This window comes from Mesorhizobium sp. M0019 (assembly GCF_040323975.1).
In the GTDB taxonomy this organism is placed as follows: domain Bacteria; phylum Pseudomonadota; class Alphaproteobacteria; order Rhizobiales; family Rhizobiaceae; genus Mesorhizobium.
The window spans coordinates 87,451-107,931 of record NZ_JAMYVK010000020.1 but is presented as its reverse complement, the minus strand read 5'-3'; the positions used below and the strand labels follow the sequence as shown (position 1 = coordinate 107,931).

18 protein-coding genes, 1 pseudogene and 1 riboswitch are annotated in these 20,481 nt (G+C 63.8%); of the genes and pseudogenes, 14 read left to right on the top strand and 5 right to left on the bottom strand.

Annotated elements, in window-relative coordinates:
- From NKK47_RS16580 to NKK47_RS16560, 5 genes and pseudogenes are all read left to right on the top strand, one after another.
- Nucleotides 1-86 (top strand): annotated as a pseudogene (locus NKK47_RS16580) (S-(hydroxymethyl)glutathione synthase); the annotation flags it as partial.
- A 66-nt stretch (nt 87-152) separates the two neighbouring features.
- A complete protein-coding gene (locus NKK47_RS16575) occupies nt 153-620 on the top strand; it encodes a YaiI/YqxD family protein (RefSeq protein ID WP_352454435.1) in 468 nt (155 codons plus the stop codon).
- A gap of 5 nt (nt 621-625) precedes the next feature.
- Nucleotides 626-1,303, top strand: a complete 678-nt coding sequence (locus tag NKK47_RS16570; protein WP_352454436.1) for a DUF1345 domain-containing protein — start codon at nt 626-628, stop codon at nt 1,301-1,303.
- 102 nt (nt 1,304-1,405) lie between these two features.
- Complete coding sequence (locus NKK47_RS16565; RefSeq protein ID WP_352577611.1) at nt 1,406-2,278, top strand: cytochrome b/b6 domain-containing protein; 873 nt, start codon at nt 1,406-1,408, stop codon at nt 2,276-2,278.
- A 1-nt stretch (nt 2,279) separates the two neighbouring features.
- Nucleotides 2,280-3,089, top strand: coding sequence for a molybdopterin-binding protein (locus NKK47_RS16560; protein ID WP_352454438.1), 810 nt, complete (start codon nt 2,280-2,282; stop codon nt 3,087-3,089).
- Between the two features lie 23 nt (nt 3,090-3,112).
- Here the strand turns inward: NKK47_RS16560 and NKK47_RS16555 are convergent, their stop codons facing one another.
- The gene (locus NKK47_RS16555) at nt 3,113-3,715 is read right to left on the bottom strand and encodes a DUF3011 domain-containing protein (RefSeq protein ID WP_352454439.1); all 603 of its coding nucleotides are present in this window, start codon (nt 3,713-3,715) and stop codon (nt 3,113-3,115) included.
- 98 nt (nt 3,716-3,813) lie between these two features.
- Here NKK47_RS16555 and NKK47_RS16550 point away from each other — a divergent pair, with 98 nt between their 5' ends.
- A complete protein-coding gene (locus tag NKK47_RS16550; protein ID WP_352454440.1) occupies nt 3,814-4,632 on the top strand; it encodes a transporter substrate-binding domain-containing protein in 819 nt (272 codons plus the stop codon).
- Nucleotides 4,633-4,646: 14 nt separating this feature from the next.
- Here NKK47_RS16550 and NKK47_RS16545 read toward each other — a convergent pair whose 3' ends face one another.
- Entirely contained in the window at nt 4,647-5,645 is a 999-nt protein-coding gene (locus tag NKK47_RS16545; RefSeq protein WP_352454441.1) for a hypothetical protein, read from the bottom strand.
- A gap of 204 nt (nt 5,646-5,849) precedes the next feature.
- Nucleotides 5,850-5,936: riboswitch (glycine riboswitch) on the top strand.
- A 148-nt stretch (nt 5,937-6,084) separates the two neighbouring features.
- On the opposite strand from NKK47_RS16545, the gene gcvT reads away from it, so the two are divergent.
- From gcvT to gcvP, 3 genes are read left to right on the top strand one after another with little or no spacing between them, the layout of a single operon-like run.
- Nucleotides 6,085-7,203 carry a glycine cleavage system aminomethyltransferase GcvT gene (gcvT, locus tag NKK47_RS16540; RefSeq protein ID WP_352454442.1) on the top strand — a complete coding sequence of 373 codons (1,119 nt, stop codon included), beginning with the start codon at nt 6,085-6,087 and terminating at the stop codon, nt 7,201-7,203.
- Between the two features lie 5 nt (nt 7,204-7,208).
- A complete protein-coding gene (gene gcvH, locus NKK47_RS16535; protein WP_352454443.1) occupies nt 7,209-7,577 on the top strand; it encodes a glycine cleavage system protein GcvH in 369 nt (122 codons plus the stop codon).
- Nucleotides 7,578-7,593: 16 nt separating this feature from the next.
- The gene (gene gcvP / locus NKK47_RS16530) at nt 7,594-10,404 is read left to right on the top strand and encodes an aminomethyl-transferring glycine dehydrogenase (protein ID WP_352577610.1); all 2,811 of its coding nucleotides are present in this window, start codon (nt 7,594-7,596) and stop codon (nt 10,402-10,404) included.
- Nucleotides 10,405-10,476: 72 nt separating this feature from the next.
- Here the strand turns inward: gcvP and NKK47_RS16525 are convergent, their stop codons facing one another.
- Nucleotides 10,477-11,646: a GGDEF domain-containing protein gene (locus tag NKK47_RS16525; protein WP_352454445.1), complete on the bottom strand. Its 1,170-nt coding sequence runs from the start codon at nt 11,644-11,646 to the stop codon at nt 10,477-10,479.
- Between the two features lie 274 nt (nt 11,647-11,920).
- Between NKK47_RS16525 and parE the strand changes: the two genes are divergently transcribed.
- Nucleotides 11,921-13,972, top strand: a complete 2,052-nt coding sequence (gene parE / locus NKK47_RS16520) for a DNA topoisomerase IV subunit B (protein WP_352451346.1) — start codon at nt 11,921-11,923, stop codon at nt 13,970-13,972.
- Between the two features lie 42 nt (nt 13,973-14,014).
- Entirely contained in the window at nt 14,015-16,084 is a 2,070-nt protein-coding gene (locus NKK47_RS16515) for an FUSC family protein (protein ID WP_352454446.1), read from the top strand.
- Here NKK47_RS16515 and NKK47_RS16510 read toward each other — a convergent pair.
- Nucleotides 16,081-17,202: a DUF2336 domain-containing protein gene (locus NKK47_RS16510; RefSeq protein WP_352454447.1), complete on the bottom strand. Its 1,122-nt coding sequence runs from the start codon at nt 17,200-17,202 to the stop codon at nt 16,081-16,083. The two genes, NKK47_RS16515 and NKK47_RS16510, sit on opposite strands and share 4 nt — an antisense overlap.
- Nucleotides 17,203-17,312: 110 nt before the next feature.
- Here NKK47_RS16510 and NKK47_RS16505 point away from each other — a divergent pair, with 110 nt between their 5' ends.
- Together NKK47_RS16505 and NKK47_RS16500 are read left to right on the top strand one after the other, a co-directional pair.
- The gene (locus tag NKK47_RS16505; protein WP_502901046.1) at nt 17,313-17,804 is read left to right on the top strand and encodes a MaoC family dehydratase; all 492 of its coding nucleotides are present in this window, start codon (nt 17,313-17,315) and stop codon (nt 17,802-17,804) included.
- Nucleotides 17,805-17,807: 3 nt separating this feature from the next.
- Nucleotides 17,808-18,689 (top strand): HpcH/HpaI aldolase/citrate lyase family protein, encoded by an 882-nt coding sequence (locus NKK47_RS16500; RefSeq protein WP_352577609.1) that lies wholly within the window; start codon nt 17,808-17,810, stop codon nt 18,687-18,689.
- A gap of 19 nt (nt 18,690-18,708) precedes the next feature.
- Here the strand turns inward: NKK47_RS16500 and NKK47_RS16495 are convergent, their stop codons facing one another.
- The gene (locus tag NKK47_RS16495) at nt 18,709-19,293 is read right to left on the bottom strand and encodes a nitroreductase family protein (protein WP_352454450.1); all 585 of its coding nucleotides are present in this window, start codon (nt 19,291-19,293) and stop codon (nt 18,709-18,711) included.
- A 156-nt stretch (nt 19,294-19,449) separates the two neighbouring features.
- Between NKK47_RS16495 and NKK47_RS16490 the strand changes: the two genes are divergently transcribed.
- Complete coding sequence (locus tag NKK47_RS16490) at nt 19,450-20,415, top strand: RgsD C-terminal domain-containing protein (RefSeq protein WP_352454655.1); 966 nt, start codon at nt 19,450-19,452, stop codon at nt 20,413-20,415.
- The last annotated feature ends 66 nt before the right edge of the window (nt 20,416-20,481 follow it).

Here is a 20,481-nt window from a genome sequence, read left to right as displayed (position 1 = left end):
TCGAACCTTATGATTGCCTCAATCCAGGACTGATGGACTATATCGCCACCTGGACGGCCAAGAGATCCGGCGCGTTGCCGGCCTAGTAGCCGCTCGACTATCATCGATCGAGCCGGGCGACGCCGCCCGGCTCTTTCACATTTGGAACAACGATGCCCGCACCTGCTATTCTCGTCGATGCCGACGCTTGCCCGGTGAAGGCCGAGGTCGAAAAAGTCGCCGAGCGGCACGGCATCGTCGTCACCTTCGTCTCCAATGGCGGCTTGCGTCCGTCGCGCGATCCGATGATCCGCAATGTCGTCGTCTCCAAGGGCGCCGATGCCGCCGACGACTGGATCGTCGAAAATGCCCGGTCCAACGATATCGTGGTGACCGCCGATATCCCGCTTGCCGCGCGCGCGGTGGCGCTTGGCGCCCACGTACTTGGTCCGACCGGACGCCCGTTTACGCCCGAAACGATCGGCATGGCGGTGGCAATGCGCGATCTCAAGCAGCATCTGCGCGAGACCGGCGAAAGCAAGGGCTACAATTCGAGCTTCGCGCCGCAGGATCGCTCGCGGTTCCTAGGCGAGCTTGACCGCATCCTACGGCGAGCGCTGAAATCCGCGTCAGCGGACTGAAGGCCATGGCGACTGGTACCCCGACCAAAATGCCCATGCGACCCCACACGCCGTTCGCGGTGTCGGCCTGCATCGGCGTGGCAGCCTTTGGCGCCGCGCTGGTCTGGCGTGCGCCGCTTGCCTATTCGATCGGCGCCAATGTGTTCTTTGCCGCCTATCTCGTTCTTGTCATCGCCCATATGCCGCGGCTTACCGGCAGCTATCTGCGCAAGAATGCAGGCGACACGGACCTGCCGGTACTGGCCATCTTCGCGGTCACGCTGATTGTCGTCGCTATTGCCATCATTTCGTTGTTTCAATTGATCAACAGGGAGAAGAGCGCGGACACCGTCGAGCTTACGGTGGCGCTGCTGTCTATCCCGCTTGGCTGGTTGACCATCCATGCGATGGCCGCACTTCACTACGCGCATATCTACTGGTTGGATGGCGATGCGATGGATGGCGACACAAAAAAGAAAATTCCGGTCGGCGGCCTCGACTTCCCGGGCGGCAAGCGGCCGGAAGGCTCGGATTTCCTCTATTTCGCCACGGTGATCGGCATGACGGCGCAAACCGCCGACACCAACATCACGACCTCGCAAATGCGCCGTGTCGTGCTTGTGCACTCGATCCTGTCGTTCTTCTTCAACACGGTCATCGTGGCAGCCGCGGTCAACCTCGCCGTCAGCCTCGGCAGTCCGTAATAAATCCGTGATCGGGTGAAACATCGCTTAGGCTGGCGACGTATTGGGAGGAGAAGAGATCTGACGAGGCCGCGACGAACGCGCGGCCGGAGGGAACAACAAATGGAATCGCTTGCCAGAAACCAAGCCGCCGGAGCAGATACCGCCGCGCCGAGTGATGCGACGCTGATCTATCGGCAGTCGCGCTGGACGCGGCTGACGCATTGGCTGTGGGCGATCGCGCTGTTCTTCATGCTGCTTTCCGGTCTGCAAATATTTAACGCCCGCCCACAGCTCTACATCGGCAAGGAGTCGGGTTTTGGCTACAACAACACCGTCTTCGCCATTGGCGCCGAGAATACTGGCCCGCGCGGCTATACCGAAATCTTCGGCAAGCGCTTCGATACCACTGGCGTGCTCGGCTGGTCGGGTCCGGCCGGCCAGGAGACCTCCCGTGCCTTCCCGTCCTGGGCGACGATCCCTTCCTATTACGATCTCGGCACCGCGCGCGTCGTTCATTTCTTCTTTGCCTGGGTGCTGACCACCACGCTGCTGGTCTGGCTGGTCGCCAGCCTGATCAACGGCCATTTGCGCCGCGATCTTGCCCCGCGCCTCGATGATTTCAGGCGCCTGCCGCGAGACATTGTCGAGCACGCCAAGCTCAGGTTCCATCACACGCGCGACTACAACACGCTGCAGAAGATGGCCTATGGCGGCGTGCTGTTCGTGCTGCTGCCGCTGATGATCATCACCGGCCTTGCCATGTCGCCGAGCATGGATTCGGTGCTGCCGTTCCTGAATGATCTGCTCGGCGGCCGGCAGACGGCGCGCACCATTCATTTCACGGTGATGCTGCTGCTCGTCGCCTTCTTCATTATCCACATCCTGATGATCCTGGCCGCCGGCCCGATTAACGAGCTGCGCTCCATCATCACCGGGTGGTACCGAACCGACCCGCTGGCGCATGGCGACAATGCGCCAGAGAGGAGTGCCTGACATGGCGAAATTCGAGATCAGCCCCAAGCTACAGATAAGCCGAAGAAAGTTCCTGACCTCGGCCAGCCTCGGCCTTTCCGGCATCATGCTGTCGGGCTGCGACGCCTTCGACAGCCAGCTTGGCGTCGGCGACAGCCTGCGCAGCTTCCTCGAAAGCGCCAATGGCCTGACCTGGCGGGCGCAGCGACTGCTTGCCGGCGCTGATGCGCTGGCGCCGGAGTTCACCGAGGCCGACATTCGCCAGCCGCAGCGGCCGAACGGTGTCACCGCACCGGACGACGATTTCTACAAGGGCCTGCTCGCCAGCGATTTCGCCGACTGGCGGCTGGAGGTTTCAGGCCTCGTCGAAAAACCGCTGTCGCTGAGCCGCGAGCAGCTGATGAACATGCCGAGCCGCACCCAGATCACCCGCCACGACTGCGTCGAAGGCTGGAGCTGCATTGCCAAATGGACCGGCACGCCGCTGTCGCTGGTGCTCGACCAGGCAGTGGTCAAGCCGCAGGCGCGCTACGTCATGTTCCACTGCCTCGATACGATCGACCGCAGCCTGGCCGGCGACATCAAATATTACGGCTCGATCGACCTGGTCGATGCCCGTCATCCGCAGACGATCCTTGCCTATGGCCTCAACGGCAAGCCGTTGCCGGTCGAGAACGGCGCGCCGCTGCGCGTCCGCGTCGAGCGCCAGCTCGGCTACAAGATGCCGAAATACCTCTACAAGATCGAGCTGGTCGACGGCTTCGCCAATATCGGCGGCGGCAGAGGCGGCTATTGGGAGGACAATGGCTACGACTGGTACGGCGGCATCTGACCGAAACCTGACCTAAGCTTCATCTAACTGTCGTCGTCGCTGTCGTCGCCGTCGCTGCGCAGGGCCGGATTCAGGTCAGGATTGTCGTCAGGGGTGACAAGCTTGCCCAGCCCATGCGGTCCCTGGTAGTTGCCGTGGGTATCGAAGTTGGGGTTGCCCTGATTGTCGAATTGCGGCGTCGGATCGATCAATTGGTCGTAACGGCGCGGGCGCGGCTTCGGATAGTAATTATCGGAATGATGGCGATGCGAATTGCCGTTGTCGAGAATGGCGCCTACCACGCCGCCGACGATAATGGCTGCGGCGACGTCGCCAGCAGAGGGATTGCGGTTGGGGCCGGCGACTGCGAATTCGGCCGAGCAACCATTGTCGACCCAGATGCCGCCGCCGTCATAGCCCCAGCTTCTACCGTATACGCAACGCGCCTTCGACAGCCTGGAGGTCAACTGCACGCCGCGGCGCGTATCGACCCCGCAATAGGAATAGCGGTAATCGGCGCTGGAGCAGACCACGCGTTTTGCCCCCGCAGCCTGCGCTGCCGCCGGCAACAGCGAAAGCTTCGCCGGATTGCCCAGGATGCAAGCCAGGAACACCATCGAACCGGTAACCGCCATCCGTGCCGACATCGCAACTCTCCATCAGGGTCCGCTATCGACAGAATGGCACCTCTGTGTAAATCTGACAACCGGACGGGCTCAGCGAGGTTATATTAATGCGCGCTAAGATGATCGCCACAACTATACTTGCCCTTTCTGCTTGGTTGGCTTTGTCGCTGCTGCCGGCCCGGGCGGACGACAGCCTCAAGCGCATCATCGACCAGAAGACACTGACGGTCGGCGTGGCGCTCAACCCGCCATGGATCCTCAAGAAGGCCGACGGCAAGTTCGCCGGCTATGATGTCGACCTGACCAGTGCGCTGGCGTCTGATCTCGGCGTCGACCTGAAGCTGGTCGAGGTGCCCTGGAACGACCTCAAGACAAGACTGCTCAAGGGTGATTTCGACATGATCGCGGCGGGCTACGCCAGCACGCCGGAACGCGCACGCGAGGTGGTGTTCTCCAACCAGACCGGCACTGCCGATATCCGCATGGTTGCGACGATCGCCAGTCTTGGGAAAAGGCCGGGCAAGGCAGTGGCGGCGCCGGGATACAAGATCGCCGTGCTGTCCAATTCCACCGATGAAGCCGCCGCGAAGGAAGCTTTTCCCAAGGCGACTATCCTGTCTTTCGACAATACCTCTGATGTTTTCGCCGCGATCATCGGCGGCGACGCACAGGCAATGGTCGCGACATCGCCAACGCCCCAAATGGCCGCCAGGCTCTATGACGCGAAGTTGACAATGGTGGGCGGCCCGCTGTTGCGGACGCCGGAGGCGTTTGCGATGCGGCCGGACGATGTGCGCCTCATCCAATACGTCAACAACTGGATCGGCGCGCGTACCGCCGACGGCACCATAGGCGGCGTGCGCCGCTACTGGTTCGGCAGCTTCAAATGGATGTCGCGGTTCGACACCAGCGCCAAGCCGGAGCCCGCCAAACAATAGCGTCGCGCGACTGCTTATGCGACCTTGTCGATCAGCGGCTTCAGCGCCGGGTGGATTTCCGGCGAGGCGTGCTTGATCAGCGTCAGCAGCGCACGCTCGTTCTCCTGCAGCGGCCGGTCGCCGATGTGTTCAGCAAGCCACTTCGCTTCGCCGGCATCGACCGTCTCGGCGCGGCGGGCCAGTGCCTCGGCTGCCTTGTTCTTGGACTCCCACTCGGCTTCGATGTCGCCCGGTGAGCGATAGGCTTCAATGATGCCGGACAGGCCGCCCGATACCATGCGGCTGAAGAACCCGCCGATCTCCGGATCGGCCTGCTCGAAGAACGAATCCCGGCGCAGCGCCACGTCGCGCACCGGCGGTTCGTAGCCGGCCGAACACATGACGAAATTGGCGATCGCCTTGACGAACAGATCGTTCCAGGACGGATCGTTGTCGCCCGCCGCTGTCCGCTCGTTGATCTCGAACAGCACCTCGGCTTCGGCGCGGCTGATGGCGATGTTGCCATCGCCGCCGTAGGCGTAAAGGATGCGGCGCAACAGCTCGACCTCAGCCTTGGCAATCGACCCAGGGATAAGCCTGCCGCCGGTCATCAGCGGCCCCTTGCCGTCCACGACCGCATGAGCGACCTGCTCCAGCGCATAGCTGGAAAGCGTGCTCGGCGATGATTTGGCAACTTCCAGCACATGAACCAGCAGCTCGAGTTCGGTCTGGCTGTCGACCATGCCGTCGCGCGAAATCGTCCGGATCAGCCAGTCGGCATTGTCCTGCGAAACATAGGCCGCCGGCTTTTCCTGGTGGACGATGAAATCGGTGACGGCCTCGACGAAAAACTCAAGCCATTCTGCGCATTTGTCCCTCGCCGTTGCATCCAGCGCAAACAGCGCCTCGGCCTCGCCGCGCGTTACCACGCCGTCGCCGAACACTTCGCCGCGCAGCATGACCACGTCTTCCGCCGTGATCCGATTTTTCGAGGTCAGCCCGGCCACCGGCGCGCTCATGATCAATTCGCCCATTTTCTTCCCCGCCCGCCGCCGGTAATTGCCGGCCCTTATGCGGTATATCGGCAAGGTCTTGAGAAACCGGCAAGCGGCGTGGTTAGCGAAGGCTTGCCTGTAAAGAAGGCCCGCAGAAGACTTGGCAGTAAAAATGTCGCCGGCAGGTGACAAGGTGTCGTCCACGGGCTATGGATGACGAGTCGAGGGCTCCTGACCGAGTCCTACCTGTTTGCGGGAGAGAGCAGCGAGAGCTGCCGCCGAAGGGGAAATCGCCCGAAATCTCTCAGGCAAAAGAACCGTAGACGGGAAAGACACTCTGGAAAGTCGGGGCTTGCCCCCGCGCCGAAGGTGTAAGCGCTGCCGACAGAGTTACGGGGCGCGAGTCTCTCAGGCTTCAGACAGAGGGGCACGGACTGGTCGCCATTCGCGGCCGCTTGCGTGCGACTCTGGAGATGACATGACGGGCGACGACACCAAACACCTTCCCTTCGAAGATCTGCACATGGCAGCCGGTGCGCGTTTCGGCGCCTTCGCCGGCTGGTCGATGCCGCTGACCTATCCGGCCGGCGTGATGAAGGAGCACCTGCACAGCCGCGAGCATGCCGGCCTGTTCGACATCTCGCACATGAAGCTGTTCGAAATCAGCGGCCCGGGCGCAGCACCGCTTCTGAACCGCGCCTGCCCGTTCGATGCCGGCGCGCTTGAGATTTCCCAGTCCAAATACACGTTCTTCCTCAATGAGGCGGCCGGCATTCTGGACGATCTGATCGTCACCAGGCTCGGCGCCGAGCGCTTCATGATGGTCGCCAATGCCGGCAACGCCGCCGCCGACGAAAAGCATCTGCGCGCACTGGCCAAAAATTTCGATGCAGAGGGCGATTTCGATGTAAAAGTGGATGCACTCGACCGCGTCTTCTTGGCCATCCAGGGCCCCGAGGCGTGGGCTGCCCTTTCCCGCGCCGGCATCGAGACCGGTTCGCTGGTGTTCATGCACGGCATCGAACCGCGCAAAAAATGGTTCATGAGCCGGTCCGGCTATACCGGCGAAGACGGCTTCGAGATCGGCCTGCCGGAAGCGGATGCAAGAAACCTCGTCGCCAGGCTGCTCGAGGACGAGCGGGTGATGTGGGTCGGCCTTGCCGCCCGCGACAGCCTGCGGCTCGAAGCCGGACTGTGCCTGCACGGGCTGGACATCACGCCGGAGATCGATCCGGCCAGCGCCGGGCTGATGTGGGCCATCCCCAAGGAGGTTCGCGCCTCTGGCGCCTTCATCGGCGCCGATGCGCTGCGCGCCATCCTGGAGCGTGGTCCGGCGCAAAAACGCGTCGGCCTGAAGCCGGAAGGCCGCCAGCCGGTGCGCGCCGGTGCTGCCCTTTTCGATGCTGACGGCAACCCTGCCGGCCATGTCACCTCAGGCGGCTTCGGCCCCTCGGCCGGTCATCCGGTCGCCATGGGCTACGTCCAGACGCCGCTTGCCAAATCCGGCGCAAAACTGTTCGCCGATGTCCGCGGGACGAAAATCCCGGTCGACATCCACCCCTTGCCCTTCACGCCCCATCGCTACCGCAAAGGATGATTTCAATGGCAAAGACCTATTTCACCGAAGATCACGAATGGCTGCGCGTCGAGGGCGGCATCGCCACGGTCGGCATCACCGACTACGCACAGCAGCAGCTCGGCGACCTCGTCTTCGTCGAGCTGCCGGAATTGGGCAGAAAACTGGCCAAGGGCGACACCGCCGTGGTGGTCGAATCGGTCAAGGCCGCATCGGATGTCTACGCGCCGGTCGACGGCGAGATCACCGAGGCCAACACCTCGCTGTCATCGGATCCTTCACTCGTCAATTCGGCGGCAACCGGCGACGGCTGGCTGTGGAAGATGAAGCTGGCCAATGAAAGCCAGCTCGACGGGCTCCTCGATGAAGCCGCTTACAAAGCCCATATTGGTTGATAGCAGGACCAGGAAGATGACCGCAGCACCCTACCCCTTCTCGGCTCGCCATATCGGCCCGGGCCTCCATGACGTCAGAGCCATGCTGGCGACGATCGGCGTTCCTTCGGTCGAAACCCTGATCAGCCAGGCAGTGCCGAAGTCGATCCGGCTCGACCGGCCGCTGGCCCTGCCCGCCCCCGCAAGCGAAGCGGAAGCGCTGACCGAGCTCGCGGCGACGATGGCAAAGAACACGGTGCTGAAGAGCTTCATCGGTGCCGGGTATCATGGCGTCCACGTGCCGCCGGTGATCCAGCGCAACCTGTTCGAGAACCCGGCCTGGTATACGGCTTACACGCCTTACCAAGCCGAGATCAGCCAGGGCCGGCTGGAAATGCTGTTCAACTTCCAGACGCTGGTGACAGAACTGACCGGCCTGCCGGTGGCGTCGGCCTCGCTGCTCGACGAGGCGACGGCGGTGGCCGAAGCTGTCGGCATTGCGCTGCGCCATCATCGCGACAAGCGCACCAAGGTGGCACTGGCCGGCACGCCGCACCCGCAGACGCTGGACGTCGTGCGCACCCGCGCCGAGCCGCTCGGCATCGAGGTCGACGGCGAGGTGATCGACGACAACACCGCCGCCCTGCTGGTCTCCTGGCCCGATACATTCGGCGTCTACGGCGACCACAAGGCAGCGATCGACAGGGCCCGTGCTGCCGGCGCGCTGGTCGTCTTCATCGCCGACCCGCTTGGCCTGACGCTGACCGATGCGCCGGCCAGGCTTGGCGCCGACATCGCCGTCGGCCCGATGCAACGTTTTGGCGTGCCGATGGGCTTTGGCGGGCCGCACGCCGCCTATTGCGCCGTCTCCGACAGGCTGACGCGGCTGATGCCCGGCCGGCTCGTTGGCCAGTCGACGGATAGCAAGGGCCGTCCCGGTTATCGCCTCGCGTTGCAGACACGCGAGCAGCATATCCGCCGCGACAAGGCGACGTCCAACATCTGCACCGCACAGGCGCTGCTCGCCAATATGGCGACGGCCTATGCGATCTGGCATGGCCCTGCCGGGCTGCAGGCGATTGCCGGCCGCATCCACACGCTGGCCAACCGCCTGGCTGCCGGCCTCAAGGCAGCGGGCGTTTCGGTGCTCGGCGACAGCCGCTTCGACGCTGTGACCGTGGAAATGAAGGGCAGAGCCGGCGCGATTGCCGCCGCCGCAGAAAAGACCGGCCGGCTGCTGCGCGTCATCGACGCCGACCATGTCGGCATCAGCTTCGACGAGACCTCCACCGAAGCCGATCTGGAGGCAATCGCAGCGCTTTTCGGCGCCAAGGCCGGCGTTGCCGCCGGCAGTTCCATGCCCGGAAAAACGCGCGGCAAGGAGTTCCTCACCCAGCCCGTCTTCCGCGAAAACCACTCGGAAACCGACATGATGCGCTTCCTGCGCCGGCTGGCCGACAAGGACCTGGCGCTCGACCGCGCCATGATCCCGCTCGGCTCCTGCACCATGAAGCTCAACGCCGCCGCCGAAATGATGCCGGTGAGCTGGCCTGATGTCGCCAACCTGCATCCCTTCGCCCCGGCAAACCATTCGACAGGCTATCGCGCCATGATCGAGGAGCTGGAAGGCTGGCTGGCGGAGATCACCGGCTTCGACGCGGTGACCCTGCAGCCCAATGCCGGCAGCCAGGGCGAATATGCCGGGCTGCTCGCCATTCGCGGCTATCATCTGTCGCGCGGCGAGGGCCATCGCACCGTCTGCCTGATCCCGTCCTCGGCGCATGGCACCAATCCGGCAAGTGCGGCCATGGCCGGCATGAGCGTCGTCGTCGTGCGCTGCACCGAGGACGGCAATATCGATACGGCCGACCTGCAGGCCAAGGCGGCCGAGCATGCGCACAACCTTGCGGCGCTGATGTTCACCTATCCTTCGACGCATGGCGTCTTCGAGGAAGGCGCGCGCGACCTTTGTGCCCTCGTCCACAGCCATGGCGGCCAGGTCTATTTCGACGGCGCCAACCTCAACGCGCTGGTCGGCCTCGCCCGTCCCGGCGATATCGGCGCCGATGTCTGCCACATGAACCTGCACAAGACCTTCTGCATCCCGCATGGCGGCGGCGGCCCCGGTGTCGGCCCGATCGGCGTCAAGGCGCATCTGAAGCCATATCTGCCCGGCCACGTCACCGAAGGCTCGGCCCATGCCGTGGCGGCGGCACCGTTCGGCAGTGCCTCCATCCTGCCGATCACCTGGATGTATATCCGCATGATGGGCGCTTCCGGCCTGAAGCAGGCGACCGAGACGGCGATCATCTCCGCCAACTATGTGGCGACGCGTCTCGGCGAGCATTTCCCCCTGCTTTACAAAGGGCGCAACGGACGCGTTGCGCATGAATGCATCCTCGACACCCGCGTGCTCAAAGACAGCGCCGGCATCAGCGTCGACGATATCGCCAAGCGGCTGATCGACTATGGCTTCCATGCACCGACCATGTCGTTCCCGGTGGCCGGCACACTGATGGTGGAGCCGACCGAGTCCGAGCCCAAGCGCGAGCTGGATCGCTTCTGCGAGGCCATGATCGCCATAGCCGGCGAGGCAGCCAAGGTGGCGAAGGGCGAATGGCCGTTGGGCGACAATCCTCTGGTCAACGCGCCACACACCGCCGCCGAGGCATTGGCCGGCCAGTGGACCCATCCCTATACGCGTCTGGAGGCGGCCTACCCCGCCGGCGATGCCGACACGGCGGCAAAATACTGGCCGCCGGTGTCGCGCATCGACAATGTCGCCGGCGACCGCAACCTTGTCTGCTCCTGCCCGCCGCTGTCGGAATATCTGGGTGCGGCGGAATAGATCATGATCCCGAAAGTGGAATCCGGTTTTCGGACAAGATCATGGGGTCTAACAAGAAGATAGAAACCTCAATCAGGCAGAACGCAAGGCCGGCCCGTCGGCCTTGCTCGCCCGGTCCCGGACGACGACGCGATTTCGCCCGGCGCGCTTTGCCGCATAGAGTGCTGCGTCGGCTTCGGCCAGCACATCGTCGAGACCGGTGCCGTTTGTTCCGCCAAAGCCGATGCCGCCGCTGACTGTGCTTCGCAACGGACCGAGTTGGGTGGCCACGACTTCCGTGCCGAAGGCGACGCTGATCTTGCTCGCAATGTCATAGGCCTTCTCTTCCGTCATCCGCGACATGACGAGCACGAATTCCTCGCCGCCCAACCGGAAGGCGTCGACGCCGGTCCGGGCGTATTTCCTGACGACGGCGGCAAAGCGGCACAGAACCTGGTCGCCGACCGGGTGACCAAATACGTCGTTCGTCCTCTTGAAATGGTCGAGGTCGAACATGGCAACGGACATGAACGGACCGAAGACCCGCTCGCCGTAGAGTGCCGTCAACGCCCGCCGATTCATCAGCCCGGTCAATGGATCGGTCATCGTCTCGGCCTTCAATTCGATCTGCGCCTGCAAATGGTGCAGGGAGAGCGTCAATGCGCCGAGCCCGGTCATGCAGGCGACGGCCACGACGGAATTCACCCGCTCGGCCCAATTGTCGGGCGCAACACCCAGCACCCATTGGCCCTTGACCAGCAGGACCGCGCCGCAAAGTCCGAACGACAGGGCACAGACGCCGCTCAGGAACGAGACGACCAGCAATATCCGGCGATCGTGACCACCCTCAATCCAGAACATCGCCCCGATGAGCGAGAGCAGCGCCGTTACCGTTGCGTAGGTGACAATAAAGCCGACACCATCAAATCCGAGATACGTCGCGCCTGTGCAAACAGCCATCGCAACCAAGGTCGGCAAGATGGCGCGCCTGTAGTCGCCTATGCCGAGATATTGCATGGCCGACAGGCAGATAATCAGGAAACCGAGGCTGAGAAGCGCAAGCACGATCTGGCAAAGCCAGGCGCTTGGATCCCTGGTGTAATGCCAGAACAACACGACATGTGCGACCAGCACGAGAATGCCGCACGCCACCGTCAGCACAAAGCGTGCCTGTGGCGCGGTGAACCAGATCGCAAACATGGTGATGCTAAGGCCCGTGCCCGACAGCGCCGCCGCGAGCAGGAGCGAACTGTAATCCAACATGCTTAAGCGACAGCCTCTTGAGGGTTCCGCTGCATTCTAGGTCAGCGACAGTCCGCAAATACCGTTTTTTCAGCCAATCTTGCGGCGTAACCTTCGGACAGGGTTTACAAAGCGTCGATGCTCCAGGCTTCGACCCCATTTCCGCCGCTTGGTTGTCGAATGGTTTTGCAGTAAGAGGCCCTATCCTCGAACGTAACAGGAACCTCCGTCGCCTGCCCGCGAAAAGCGTGGCAGTATCGGGTGGTGATTCGCAGCATCGGAATCCAGGACCGGCATGGACGACAATAACGATCTTTTCGCCAAATTGGACAAGCAGCCGCAACCGGCTCGCGCCGCCGCGCGCCCGGCCGACCCGCTGGTGCAGGCGGCGAAGCGGCCGGCGCCCCGCGACGCCAGCGAGAGCTACAGTGCCGCCGATATCGAAGTGCTGGAGGGGCTGGAGCCGGTGCGCCGCCGCCCGGGCATGTACATTGGCGGCACCGACGACAAGGCGATGCACCATCTGTTCGCCGAGGTCATCGACAATTCGATGGACGAGGCGGTCGCCGGCCATGCGACCTTCATCGATGTCGAGCTTTCCGCCGACGGATACCTGTCCGTAACCGACAACGGCCGCGGCATTCCGGTCGATCCGCACCCGAAATTCAAGAAGCCGGCGCTCGAACTCATCATGACGACGCTGCATTCAGGCGGCAAGTTCGACAGCAAGGTTTACGAGACGTCCGGCGGCCTGCACGGTGTGGGCGTTTCCGTGGTCAACGCGCTGTCCGACCATCTCGAGGTCGAGGTCGCGATTGGGCGCAAGCTCTATCGCCAGCGCTTCTCGCGAGGCGTTCCGGTGACCGGCCTGGAGCAGCTCGGCGAGGTGCACAACCGCCGCGGCACGAAGATCCGCTTCCATCCAGACGAGCAGATTTTCGGCAAGGGTGCTGCTTTCGAGCCGGCGCGGCTCTACCGCATGGCGCGGTCAAAGGCCTATCTGTTCGGCGGTGTCGAAATCCGCTGGACCTGCGATCCGTCGCTGATCAAGGAAAAGGACACGACGCCGGCCAAGGCAGAATTCCATTTTCCGGGCGGCCTCAAGGACTATCTGAAAGCCTCGCTCGGCGACGAATTCCAGGTGACCCGTGAAATGTTTGCCGGCAAGAGCGAGAAGCAGGGCGGCCACGGTTCGCTCGAATGGGCGGTGACCTGGTTCGGCGGCGACGGTTTTATCAATTCCTATTGCAACACCATTCCGACCGCCGAAGGCGGCACGCATGAGGCCGGCTTCCGCAACGTCCTGACGCGCGGCTTGCGCGCTTATGCCGACCTGGTCGGCAACAAGCGCGCTTCGATCGTCACTTCCGAGGATGTGATGATCTCGGCGGCGGGCATGCTGTCGGTGTTCATCCGCGAACCGGAATTCGTCGGCCAGACCAAGGACAGGCTGGCGACGATCGAGGCGATCCGCATCGTCGAAAGCGCTATCCGCGACCCGTTCGACCACTGGCTGGCCGACAATCCGCAGGAAGCTTCGAAACTGCTCGAATGGGTGATCGCCCGCGCCGACGAGCGGGTGCGCCGCCGCCAGGAAAAGGAAGTGTCGCGCAAGAGTGCGGTGCGCAAGCTGCGCCTGCCCGGCAAGCTCGCCGACTGCACGCAGAATGCCGCCGCCGGTGCCGAGCTGTTCATCGTCGAGGGCGATTCGGCCGGCGGTTCGGCAAAGCAGGCGCGCGACCGCGCCAGCCAGGCGGTGCTGCCCCTGCGCGGCAAGATCCTCAACGTCGCCAGCGCCGGCAACGACAAGCTTGCCGCCAACCAGCAGATATCCGACCTCATCCAGGCGCTTGGCTGCGGCACGCGCTCGAGATATCGCGACGAGGACCTGCGTTACGACCGGGTCATCATCATGACCGATGCCGACGTCGACGGCGCCCATATCGCCTCGCTGCTGATCACCTTTTTCTACCAGGAGATGCCAAGCCTGGTCCGCGGCGGCCATCTCTATCTGGCGGTGCCGCCGCTTTATTCGATCCGGCAAGGCGGCAAGGTCGCCTATGCCCGCAACGACGCGCACAAGGACGAACTCCTGCGCACCGAATTCACCGGGCGCGGCAAGGTCGAAATCGGCCGCTTCAAGGGGCTGGGCGAAATGATGGCCGCCCAGCTCAAGGAAACCACCATGGACCCGAAAAAGCGCACACTGCTGCGGGTCGACGTTATCGATGCCGAGGCGGCGACCAAGGATGCGGTCGACGCATTGATGGGGACCAAGCCCGAGGCCCGTTTCCGGTTCATCCAGGAACGCGCGGAATTCGCCGAGACGGAAGTGCTGGATATCTGAGCTCCCGCCGCTAGCTTGGCCTTCTGGGCTGGAGACGAGCACTTGACCTGGGCGCGGCTGAAGGACGATATCGGCACGCGGATCGCTGGCCTGACGCGGCCGACGCGCTCGGACTGGATCTTTGCCCTGCGCACCGTTTCGGCCGGCCTCATCGCGATTTTGGCCGCCTATGCGCTGAAGCTCGACCACCCGCAATGGGCGATGATGACGGTGTTCATCGTCGCACAGCCGGTCGCCGGCATGGTGCTGGCGAAGGGGTTTTATCGTCTCCTCGGCACGCTTGCCGGCGCGCTGGCGGCGATCGGCATTACCACTGTTTTCGATGCCAACCCGTGGTTGCTGGTTGCAGTTCTTGCCGTCTGGATCGGCATCTGCTCGCTGGTCTCGTCGCTGCTACGCAATCCGGAAGCCTATGGCGCGGCGCTTGCCGGCTACACCGCGATGATCATCGGCCTGCCGGCTTTCGGCCAGCCGCACCTCGTCATCGATCTCGCCGTGGCGCGCTGCGCGGAAATCGTGCTTGGTATCGTCTGCGCTGCGCTGACCAGCCGGCTGATCCTGCCGAAACTGGCCGCCGACGCCATCATCTCAAGACTGAAACGCAGCATTCTCGACCTGGCGGCCTATGCGGACGGCGCTTTTTCCGGCGGTGATGCGGAAAAGCTTGCCGGGCTGCACCGCAAGCTGATCGGCGACGTCCAGACGCTCGGCGAGATGCGCACCTACGCAAGGCTGGAGGGGCCGAGCCTCGCCACCCGCGCCTATCCGGTCCGGCGTACCATCGGCCAGCTTCTGTCGGCCCTGTCAGCGGCGCGTGCGCTGCATGCCCACGCCGCCGCGCCGAAGAATGCAGCCCTCATCCCCGTTCGCGCCGAGTTGCAGGCCGTTGTCGGCGAACTGGTAGCCAAGCCGGGCGCGCTGGACGATACGGCGCCCTGGGTGGCGCGGCTCGACGCAATCGCCGGCAAGGCGCGGCAGATGCCTGACATCGCGGCCGGGCAAGACATTAACTGGGCTGGCACTGTCACACGCCTGACCATTGCCGCCGACTTCGCCGAGGCAATGCAGCAAGTGCTGCGCGGCCTGGATGCACTGCGCTCTCCCCCGTCTCGTGCCAGTCGCGAACGGCGGCAGCCAGCGCTGGTGGTGCACCGCGATTACCGTGCGGCATCGCGCAATGCCGTGCGCGCAGCAATCGCCACGCTCCTGGTCGCCGGCTTCTGGCTGGCGACGAAATGGTCGGACGCGACCGGCACGGTCATTCTGGTCGCCGTCGTCTCCAGCTTGTTCGCCGCGCGCGCCGATCCGATCCGGTCGGCATGGAACTTCTTCGAGGGCACGTTGCTCGCCCTGCCGTTCGCGTTTGTGGTCGGGCAGATAGCACTTCCAGCGCTGCCGGGCTTTGGCTGGTTCGCGGTTTTCGTCGTCCCGATCCTGGTGCCAGCGGCACTGGGCATGGCCAATCCGCGCTACGTCGGCGTGGCAACGGCCTTTGCCATCAATTTCCTCGCCTTCCTCAGCCCACATCAGGTCATGACCTACGATCCGGAGCCGTTCCTCGCCAATTCGGCAGCGGTCCTTGTCGGCATTCTTCTGGCGATCGGCGTCTTCGCCGTCGTGCTGCCCGCCGACCCCTGGGTTACAGTCAACCGCATCCTGCAAACCATGCGCGAAGATCTTGCACGCCTTTGCCTGCACGACCGCCTGCCGCGGCGATCGGCCTTCGAAAGCCTTGCCTACGACCGGATCAACCAGTTGATGCCACTGCTGCAGAACGCCGGCAAGAAAGGCGACGCGGTTCTCGGCGGCGGCATAGCTGCGGTTACCGTCGGCCTCGAAATCCTACGGCTGCGCAACGCGCAGCAAAGTTCCGCGATCCCGCCTGAAACAGCACTTTCCATCGCCAATTTCCTGCGCGGTCTGGCACGCGAGCTGCTGTTCAGGCGGCCCGGCGAGCCGCAGACGGCGACCGTCGCAGTCGCCAGGCAGTATGCAGCAGGCATCGCGGAGCGCAGCGTCGCGGCCGAAATGCTGCAGACCGCCGCCTCGCTGCGCATCATCGCCGCCGCGATTGAGGATTTTCCGGATTTTTTCGCGAAGGACCGGGTTTAGGCAGCAGCGATCGCCAGCGCGTGCCCGCGTGCGTTCTCGCGCAGCGCGTCGAGATGGATCGATTTGACCAGCCCGGCGAGATCGCCTTCTGCGGACTGTCCGCCCAATTCCTTCAGCATCAGCCAACTGACTTCCTGGACGCCGGCGAGGCGTTTGCCATTGGCGACCTCGCGCCAGACCTTCAGCGCGCGCAGAATGATGGCGTGGGTGGCGGCGGTAAGCCCGGCACTGCGGAACAGTGCCTGCAGAGCCACGTCATGCCCGCCGGCCAGCAGTGCTCTCACCCGTTGTTCGGACTGTTGGCTGAGCGCGACCAGCGCCGAACCAAAGAAGTCGACCTTGCCGTGCGCAATGGTGCGGACGACGAAGCTTGCGGTCAGGTCGCCGCGCAGGCGCAGATGTTCGACAAGTGCGGTATGTTCCTCTGTCCGCGTGCCTTCGATCAGCGTCACCGAAGCCTTGATGCAAGCATCGCGCGTGACGCGCTCGGCCCTGGCGGCGCCCATCAGCGCCAGCACCAGCGGCGACCCCTTGAGCATCTCCCCGAGCTTGACCAGCAGCATATGCCGGCAGTCGGCGGGCAGGCGCGCGTCGGCAATCAGCGCCTCGCGCACTAGAGGCAGATGGCCGTGCCGCTCGGCCATGCGGCGAAAGCTGACGGATGCGATGTCGGCGCCGCTGTTGGCGAGCAGCGTGGTGCAAGCCTCCGGCTCACCGATCTCGGCGATCGCCGCCGCGACCGACATCGAGACACGCGGCCGGTCGGCGATCACCTTCTGCGTCGCTTTCTGGGCGCCGGCAACCCGATCGATCAGGTCGGCATCGGTGAGCAGCGGCGAGCGCGCCAGCACCAAGGCTGCGACTTCCGGTTGGTCCGAGGCCAGCGCGCTGACGATCTGCGGCGGCGCATGATGGCTCATGGAAAGCGCGTCGGCGATCGCCAGCCGCACCTTCGACGATACGTCATCGAGCAGCAACGTCAGCGCCGCCTCGGCAGCGCAGCGGTCCTCGAAAGGCAGCTCCGAGTCGACATAGGCGCGAGCCAGCGCGCTTGCCGCCGCAGCACGCTCCGACACCTTCGCCGTATGGATCCATTTCAGGAAATGCGAAACGACCATGTCGCCTGCTTACGCCCCTTGCCAGAACGCTTCTGACCCTGGCGGAGACCGTAGGCACAAATGGTTTACGAACGGTTCACCATGTTCGTTAACTGGCTTGCGAGCCCGATATGCAACGCCTATCAACCCTGAAGCAGCGGAGGAGATCGACCATGGCCGGGCTTTATCTTGAGGAGTTCGCTGTCGGCCAAGTGTTCACGCACACGCTGCGCAAAACCGTGACCGAAAGCGACAACATGTTGTTTTCGGTGATGACGTTGAACCCGCAGCCGCTGCACATCGACTTCGACTTCGCGGCGAAGAGCGAATGGGGCAAGCCGCTGGTCAATTCGCTGTTCACGCTTGGCCTGATGATCGGCATCTCGGTCAATGACATCACCGTCGGCACCACCATCGCCAATCTCGGCATGAAGGAGACGGTGTTTCCGCACCCCGTCTTCCATGGCGACACCATTCGCGTCGAGACCACGGTGGTTTCGGTGCGTGAATCCAGATCGAAGCCGGACCGCGGTATCGTCGAGTTCGAGCACCGCGCCTATAACCAGAACGATGTGCTGGTTGCCAAATGCACGAGGCAAGCCATGATGATGAAAAAGGCATAGCCGATGCGTTCTCTGCTCTTCGTTCCCGGCGATTCGGAAAAGAAGCTGGAGAAGGGCTTTGGCGTGGGCGCCGACGTGGTCATCATCGATCTCGAGGACTCGATTGCTGCGCAGAACAAGGGGTTGGCGCGCGACACAGCGGCGCGTTTTATCGGCGCGCACAGGCACCGGACCAGCTCCGCGATCTATGTGCGCGTCAATGACCTTTCGACCGGACTGACCGACGACGATCTGGCGGCGCTCGTGCCAGCAAAACCAGACGGCATCATGCTGCCTAAGTCGAACAGCGGACTGGATGTCCAGCATCTCTCGGCCAAGCTCAGGGTGCACGAAGCCGAAAGCGGCCTGCCGGATGGAGCGATAAGGATCCTGCCGATCATCACAGAAACGGCCGCAGGCGTCTTGGCCGCAGCGACCTACGCCCGTGCAAGCGCGCGGCTTGTCGGCGTCACCTGGGGGGCGGAAGATTTGTCGGCGGCGATTGGCGCGCGCGCGACGCGCGACGCGAATGGCCGCTACACGGATGTGTTCCGCCTCGCCCGCACCATGACCATGCTTGCCGCAAGTGCCGCGGAAGTCGCGGCAATCGACACCGTCTTTCCGGATTTTCGCGACATGGCCGGCTTCGAGGCCGAATGCGCCGAGGCCGAGCGCGACGGTTTCACCGGCAAGATGGCCATCCATCCGGCGCAGGTGCCGGTCATCAACGCCGCCTTCACGCCTTCGGCGCAAGCGGTGAAAAGCGCCCTGGCGATCGTCGAGGCGTTCGAGGCGGCAGGAAATCCCGGCGTCGTCGGCATCGACGGCAAGATGTACGATCGGCCGCATCTCAAGCTCGCCGAACGGCTCCTGGCGCGAGCCAAGGCAGCGGGGCTTGACGCTTAGGGTCTGTTCCGCGCCGAAATTATCCCACCCACGGCCCTGAATAGTCGGCATAGAGCTTTGCTGGATCGGGCCGCGGTCGTTCCGGCGCTGGCCCCTGGTAGGAGCCGATATGGACGAAGCCGACGACCCGCTCATGCGGCGCCAGGCCGAGGATCGCCCTGCCCTCGGGCACGTCGGAATACCAGTTGCTGATCATGTTGGTGCCGTAGCCCAGCGCATTGGCGGCAAGCATCAGGTTCATCGCCGCCATGCCGCCGGACAGGAACATCTCCCATTGCGGGATCTTTGGGTTTTCCCTGGGGATAGAAATCACGCCGATGACCAGCGGCGCGCGCGAAAAGCGCGCCAGTTCCTGGTTGCGGCGGCCTTCCGGCAGCGGCCCTTCGCGCTGATCGGCAAGTTCTGCCAGCTTCTTGCCGATCTCGATGCGAGCCTCGCCGCGATAAAGGATGAAACGCCAAGGCTCCAGCCGGCCATGGTCCGGCACCCGCGAGGCGGCGGCGATCATCGTCGCGATCTCCGCATCGCCCGGTGCCGGTTCTTTCAAATCCGGGATCGGCGCGGAATTTCGGGTCAGCAGAAGATCGATGATCGGCGACGCCATGGGCGCAAGTCTCCTGGAATTTGAGCTGAAGCGCACCATCGGGACATCGGGCGGCTTGGGCATTGGCGCGGCGCGCCGGACAAAGAGCCCTGTAGCAGAAGCCGACCGGACTCTTAAGCCTTGAAATTGCCACCGCCTTGGGCTTCAACGCAAGGCATGTTTGAGGGGACATTGCGTATTTTCCTGATAGGGCTCGCTGCCGCACTGTTGATGGTGCCGGTTTCGCTTGCCGTCGCCCAGGATGTGGACGGCCTCGGCGAGCTGAAGCTTCCCGGAATTTCGGGCTATGCGCCTCCGAAAAGCGAGACATCGCTGGCATTGGGCAGCAGCGGGGCGATCACGCTGTCGGCGCAATTGACCGACAAGGGCACCGACATCACGCGCGGCATAGTCTGGCGCGTCTTCAAACCCGAATCGGCCAGCGACGGCAAGCTGCCGATGGTCGCCTCCGCTCATGGCGGCACCGCCATATTCCAGCTCGAGCCGGGTTCGTATCTGGTCCACGCCTCCTACGGGCGGGCCGGCGCCACCAAGCGCATCACCGTCGGCAAGGAAGCCAAGCGCGAGAGCCTCGTGCTCGATGCCGGTGGCCTCAAGCTCGATGCCGTGCTGTCGGGCGGGGTACGCATACCGCCGAAGAAGCTGCGCTTCTCGATCTATGAGAGCCATACCGAGCCCGATGGCGATCGCGCGCTGATCATACCCGATGTCGAGCCGAACAGCGTCGTGCGGCTCAATGCCGGCACCTACCACGTTGTTTCGACCTATGGGGCGGTGAACGCGGTCATCCGCTCCGACATCCGCGTCGAGGCCGGCAAGCTGACCGAAGCGACGGTCGAGCACCGTGCCGCCGAGATGACCATGAAGCTGGTGCGCGAGCCGGGCGGCGAGGCGATCGCCGACACCTCCTGGTCCCTGCTCAACGAGTCCGGCGATCCGATCAAGGAAACCGTCGGCGCCTTTGCCTCGATGGTGCTGGCCGAGGGCGACTACACCATCATCGCCAAGAACCGCGACCGCATCTACCAGAAGGACTTTACCGTGGTGGCCGGGCACAATCAGGACATCGAAGTTCTGGCCACCGAGGCTTCGGCCATCGATTCCGAGGAAGGCGCCGACTAAAGCCGCGCCCCTCTAGGCTGCTTTGCGCATGCGTCGCGCCAGCAACTGCGCGCGGCCACGCGGTAC

Bases quoted from the DNA above. Each gene is read 5' to 3' on its own strand.
- NKK47_RS16575 (WP_352454435.1), top strand. From the start codon at position 153: ATGCCCGCACCTGCTATTCTCGTCGATGCCGACGCTTGCCCGGTGAAG.
- NKK47_RS16570 (WP_352454436.1), top strand. From the start codon at position 626: ATGGCGACTGGTACCCCGACCAAAATGCCCATGCGACCCCACACGCCG.
- NKK47_RS16565 (WP_352577611.1), top strand. From the start codon at position 1,406: ATGGAATCGCTTGCCAGAAACCAAGCCGCCGGAGCAGATACCGCCGCG.
- NKK47_RS16560 (WP_352454438.1), top strand. From the start codon at position 2,280: ATGGCGAAATTCGAGATCAGCCCCAAGCTACAGATAAGCCGAAGAAAG.
- NKK47_RS16555 (WP_352454439.1), bottom strand. From the start codon at position 3,715: ATGTCGGCACGGATGGCGGTTACCGGTTCGATGGTGTTCCTGGCTTGC.
- NKK47_RS16550 (WP_352454440.1), top strand. From the start codon at position 3,814: ATGATCGCCACAACTATACTTGCCCTTTCTGCTTGGTTGGCTTTGTCG.
- NKK47_RS16545 (WP_352454441.1), bottom strand. From the start codon at position 5,645: ATGGGCGAATTGATCATGAGCGCGCCGGTGGCCGGGCTGACCTCGAAA.
- gcvT (WP_352454442.1), top strand. From the start codon at position 6,085: ATGACGGGCGACGACACCAAACACCTTCCCTTCGAAGATCTGCACATG.
- gcvH (WP_352454443.1), top strand. From the start codon at position 7,209: ATGGCAAAGACCTATTTCACCGAAGATCACGAATGGCTGCGCGTCGAG.
- gcvP (WP_352577610.1), top strand. From the start codon at position 7,594: ATGACCGCAGCACCCTACCCCTTCTCGGCTCGCCATATCGGCCCGGGC.
- NKK47_RS16525 (WP_352454445.1), bottom strand. From the start codon at position 11,646: ATGTTGGATTACAGTTCGCTCCTGCTCGCGGCGGCGCTGTCGGGCACG.
- parE (WP_352451346.1), top strand. From the start codon at position 11,921: ATGGACGACAATAACGATCTTTTCGCCAAATTGGACAAGCAGCCGCAA.
- NKK47_RS16510 (WP_352454447.1), bottom strand. From the start codon at position 17,202: ATGGTCGTTTCGCATTTCCTGAAATGGATCCATACGGCGAAGGTGTCG.
- NKK47_RS16505 (WP_502901046.1), top strand. From the start codon at position 17,313: ATGCAACGCCTATCAACCCTGAAGCAGCGGAGGAGATCGACCATGGCC.
- NKK47_RS16500 (WP_352577609.1), top strand. From the start codon at position 17,808: ATGCGTTCTCTGCTCTTCGTTCCCGGCGATTCGGAAAAGAAGCTGGAG.
- NKK47_RS16495 (WP_352454450.1), bottom strand. From the start codon at position 19,293: ATGGCGTCGCCGATCATCGATCTTCTGCTGACCCGAAATTCCGCGCCG.
- NKK47_RS16490 (WP_352454655.1), top strand. From the start codon at position 19,450: ATGTTTGAGGGGACATTGCGTATTTTCCTGATAGGGCTCGCTGCCGCA.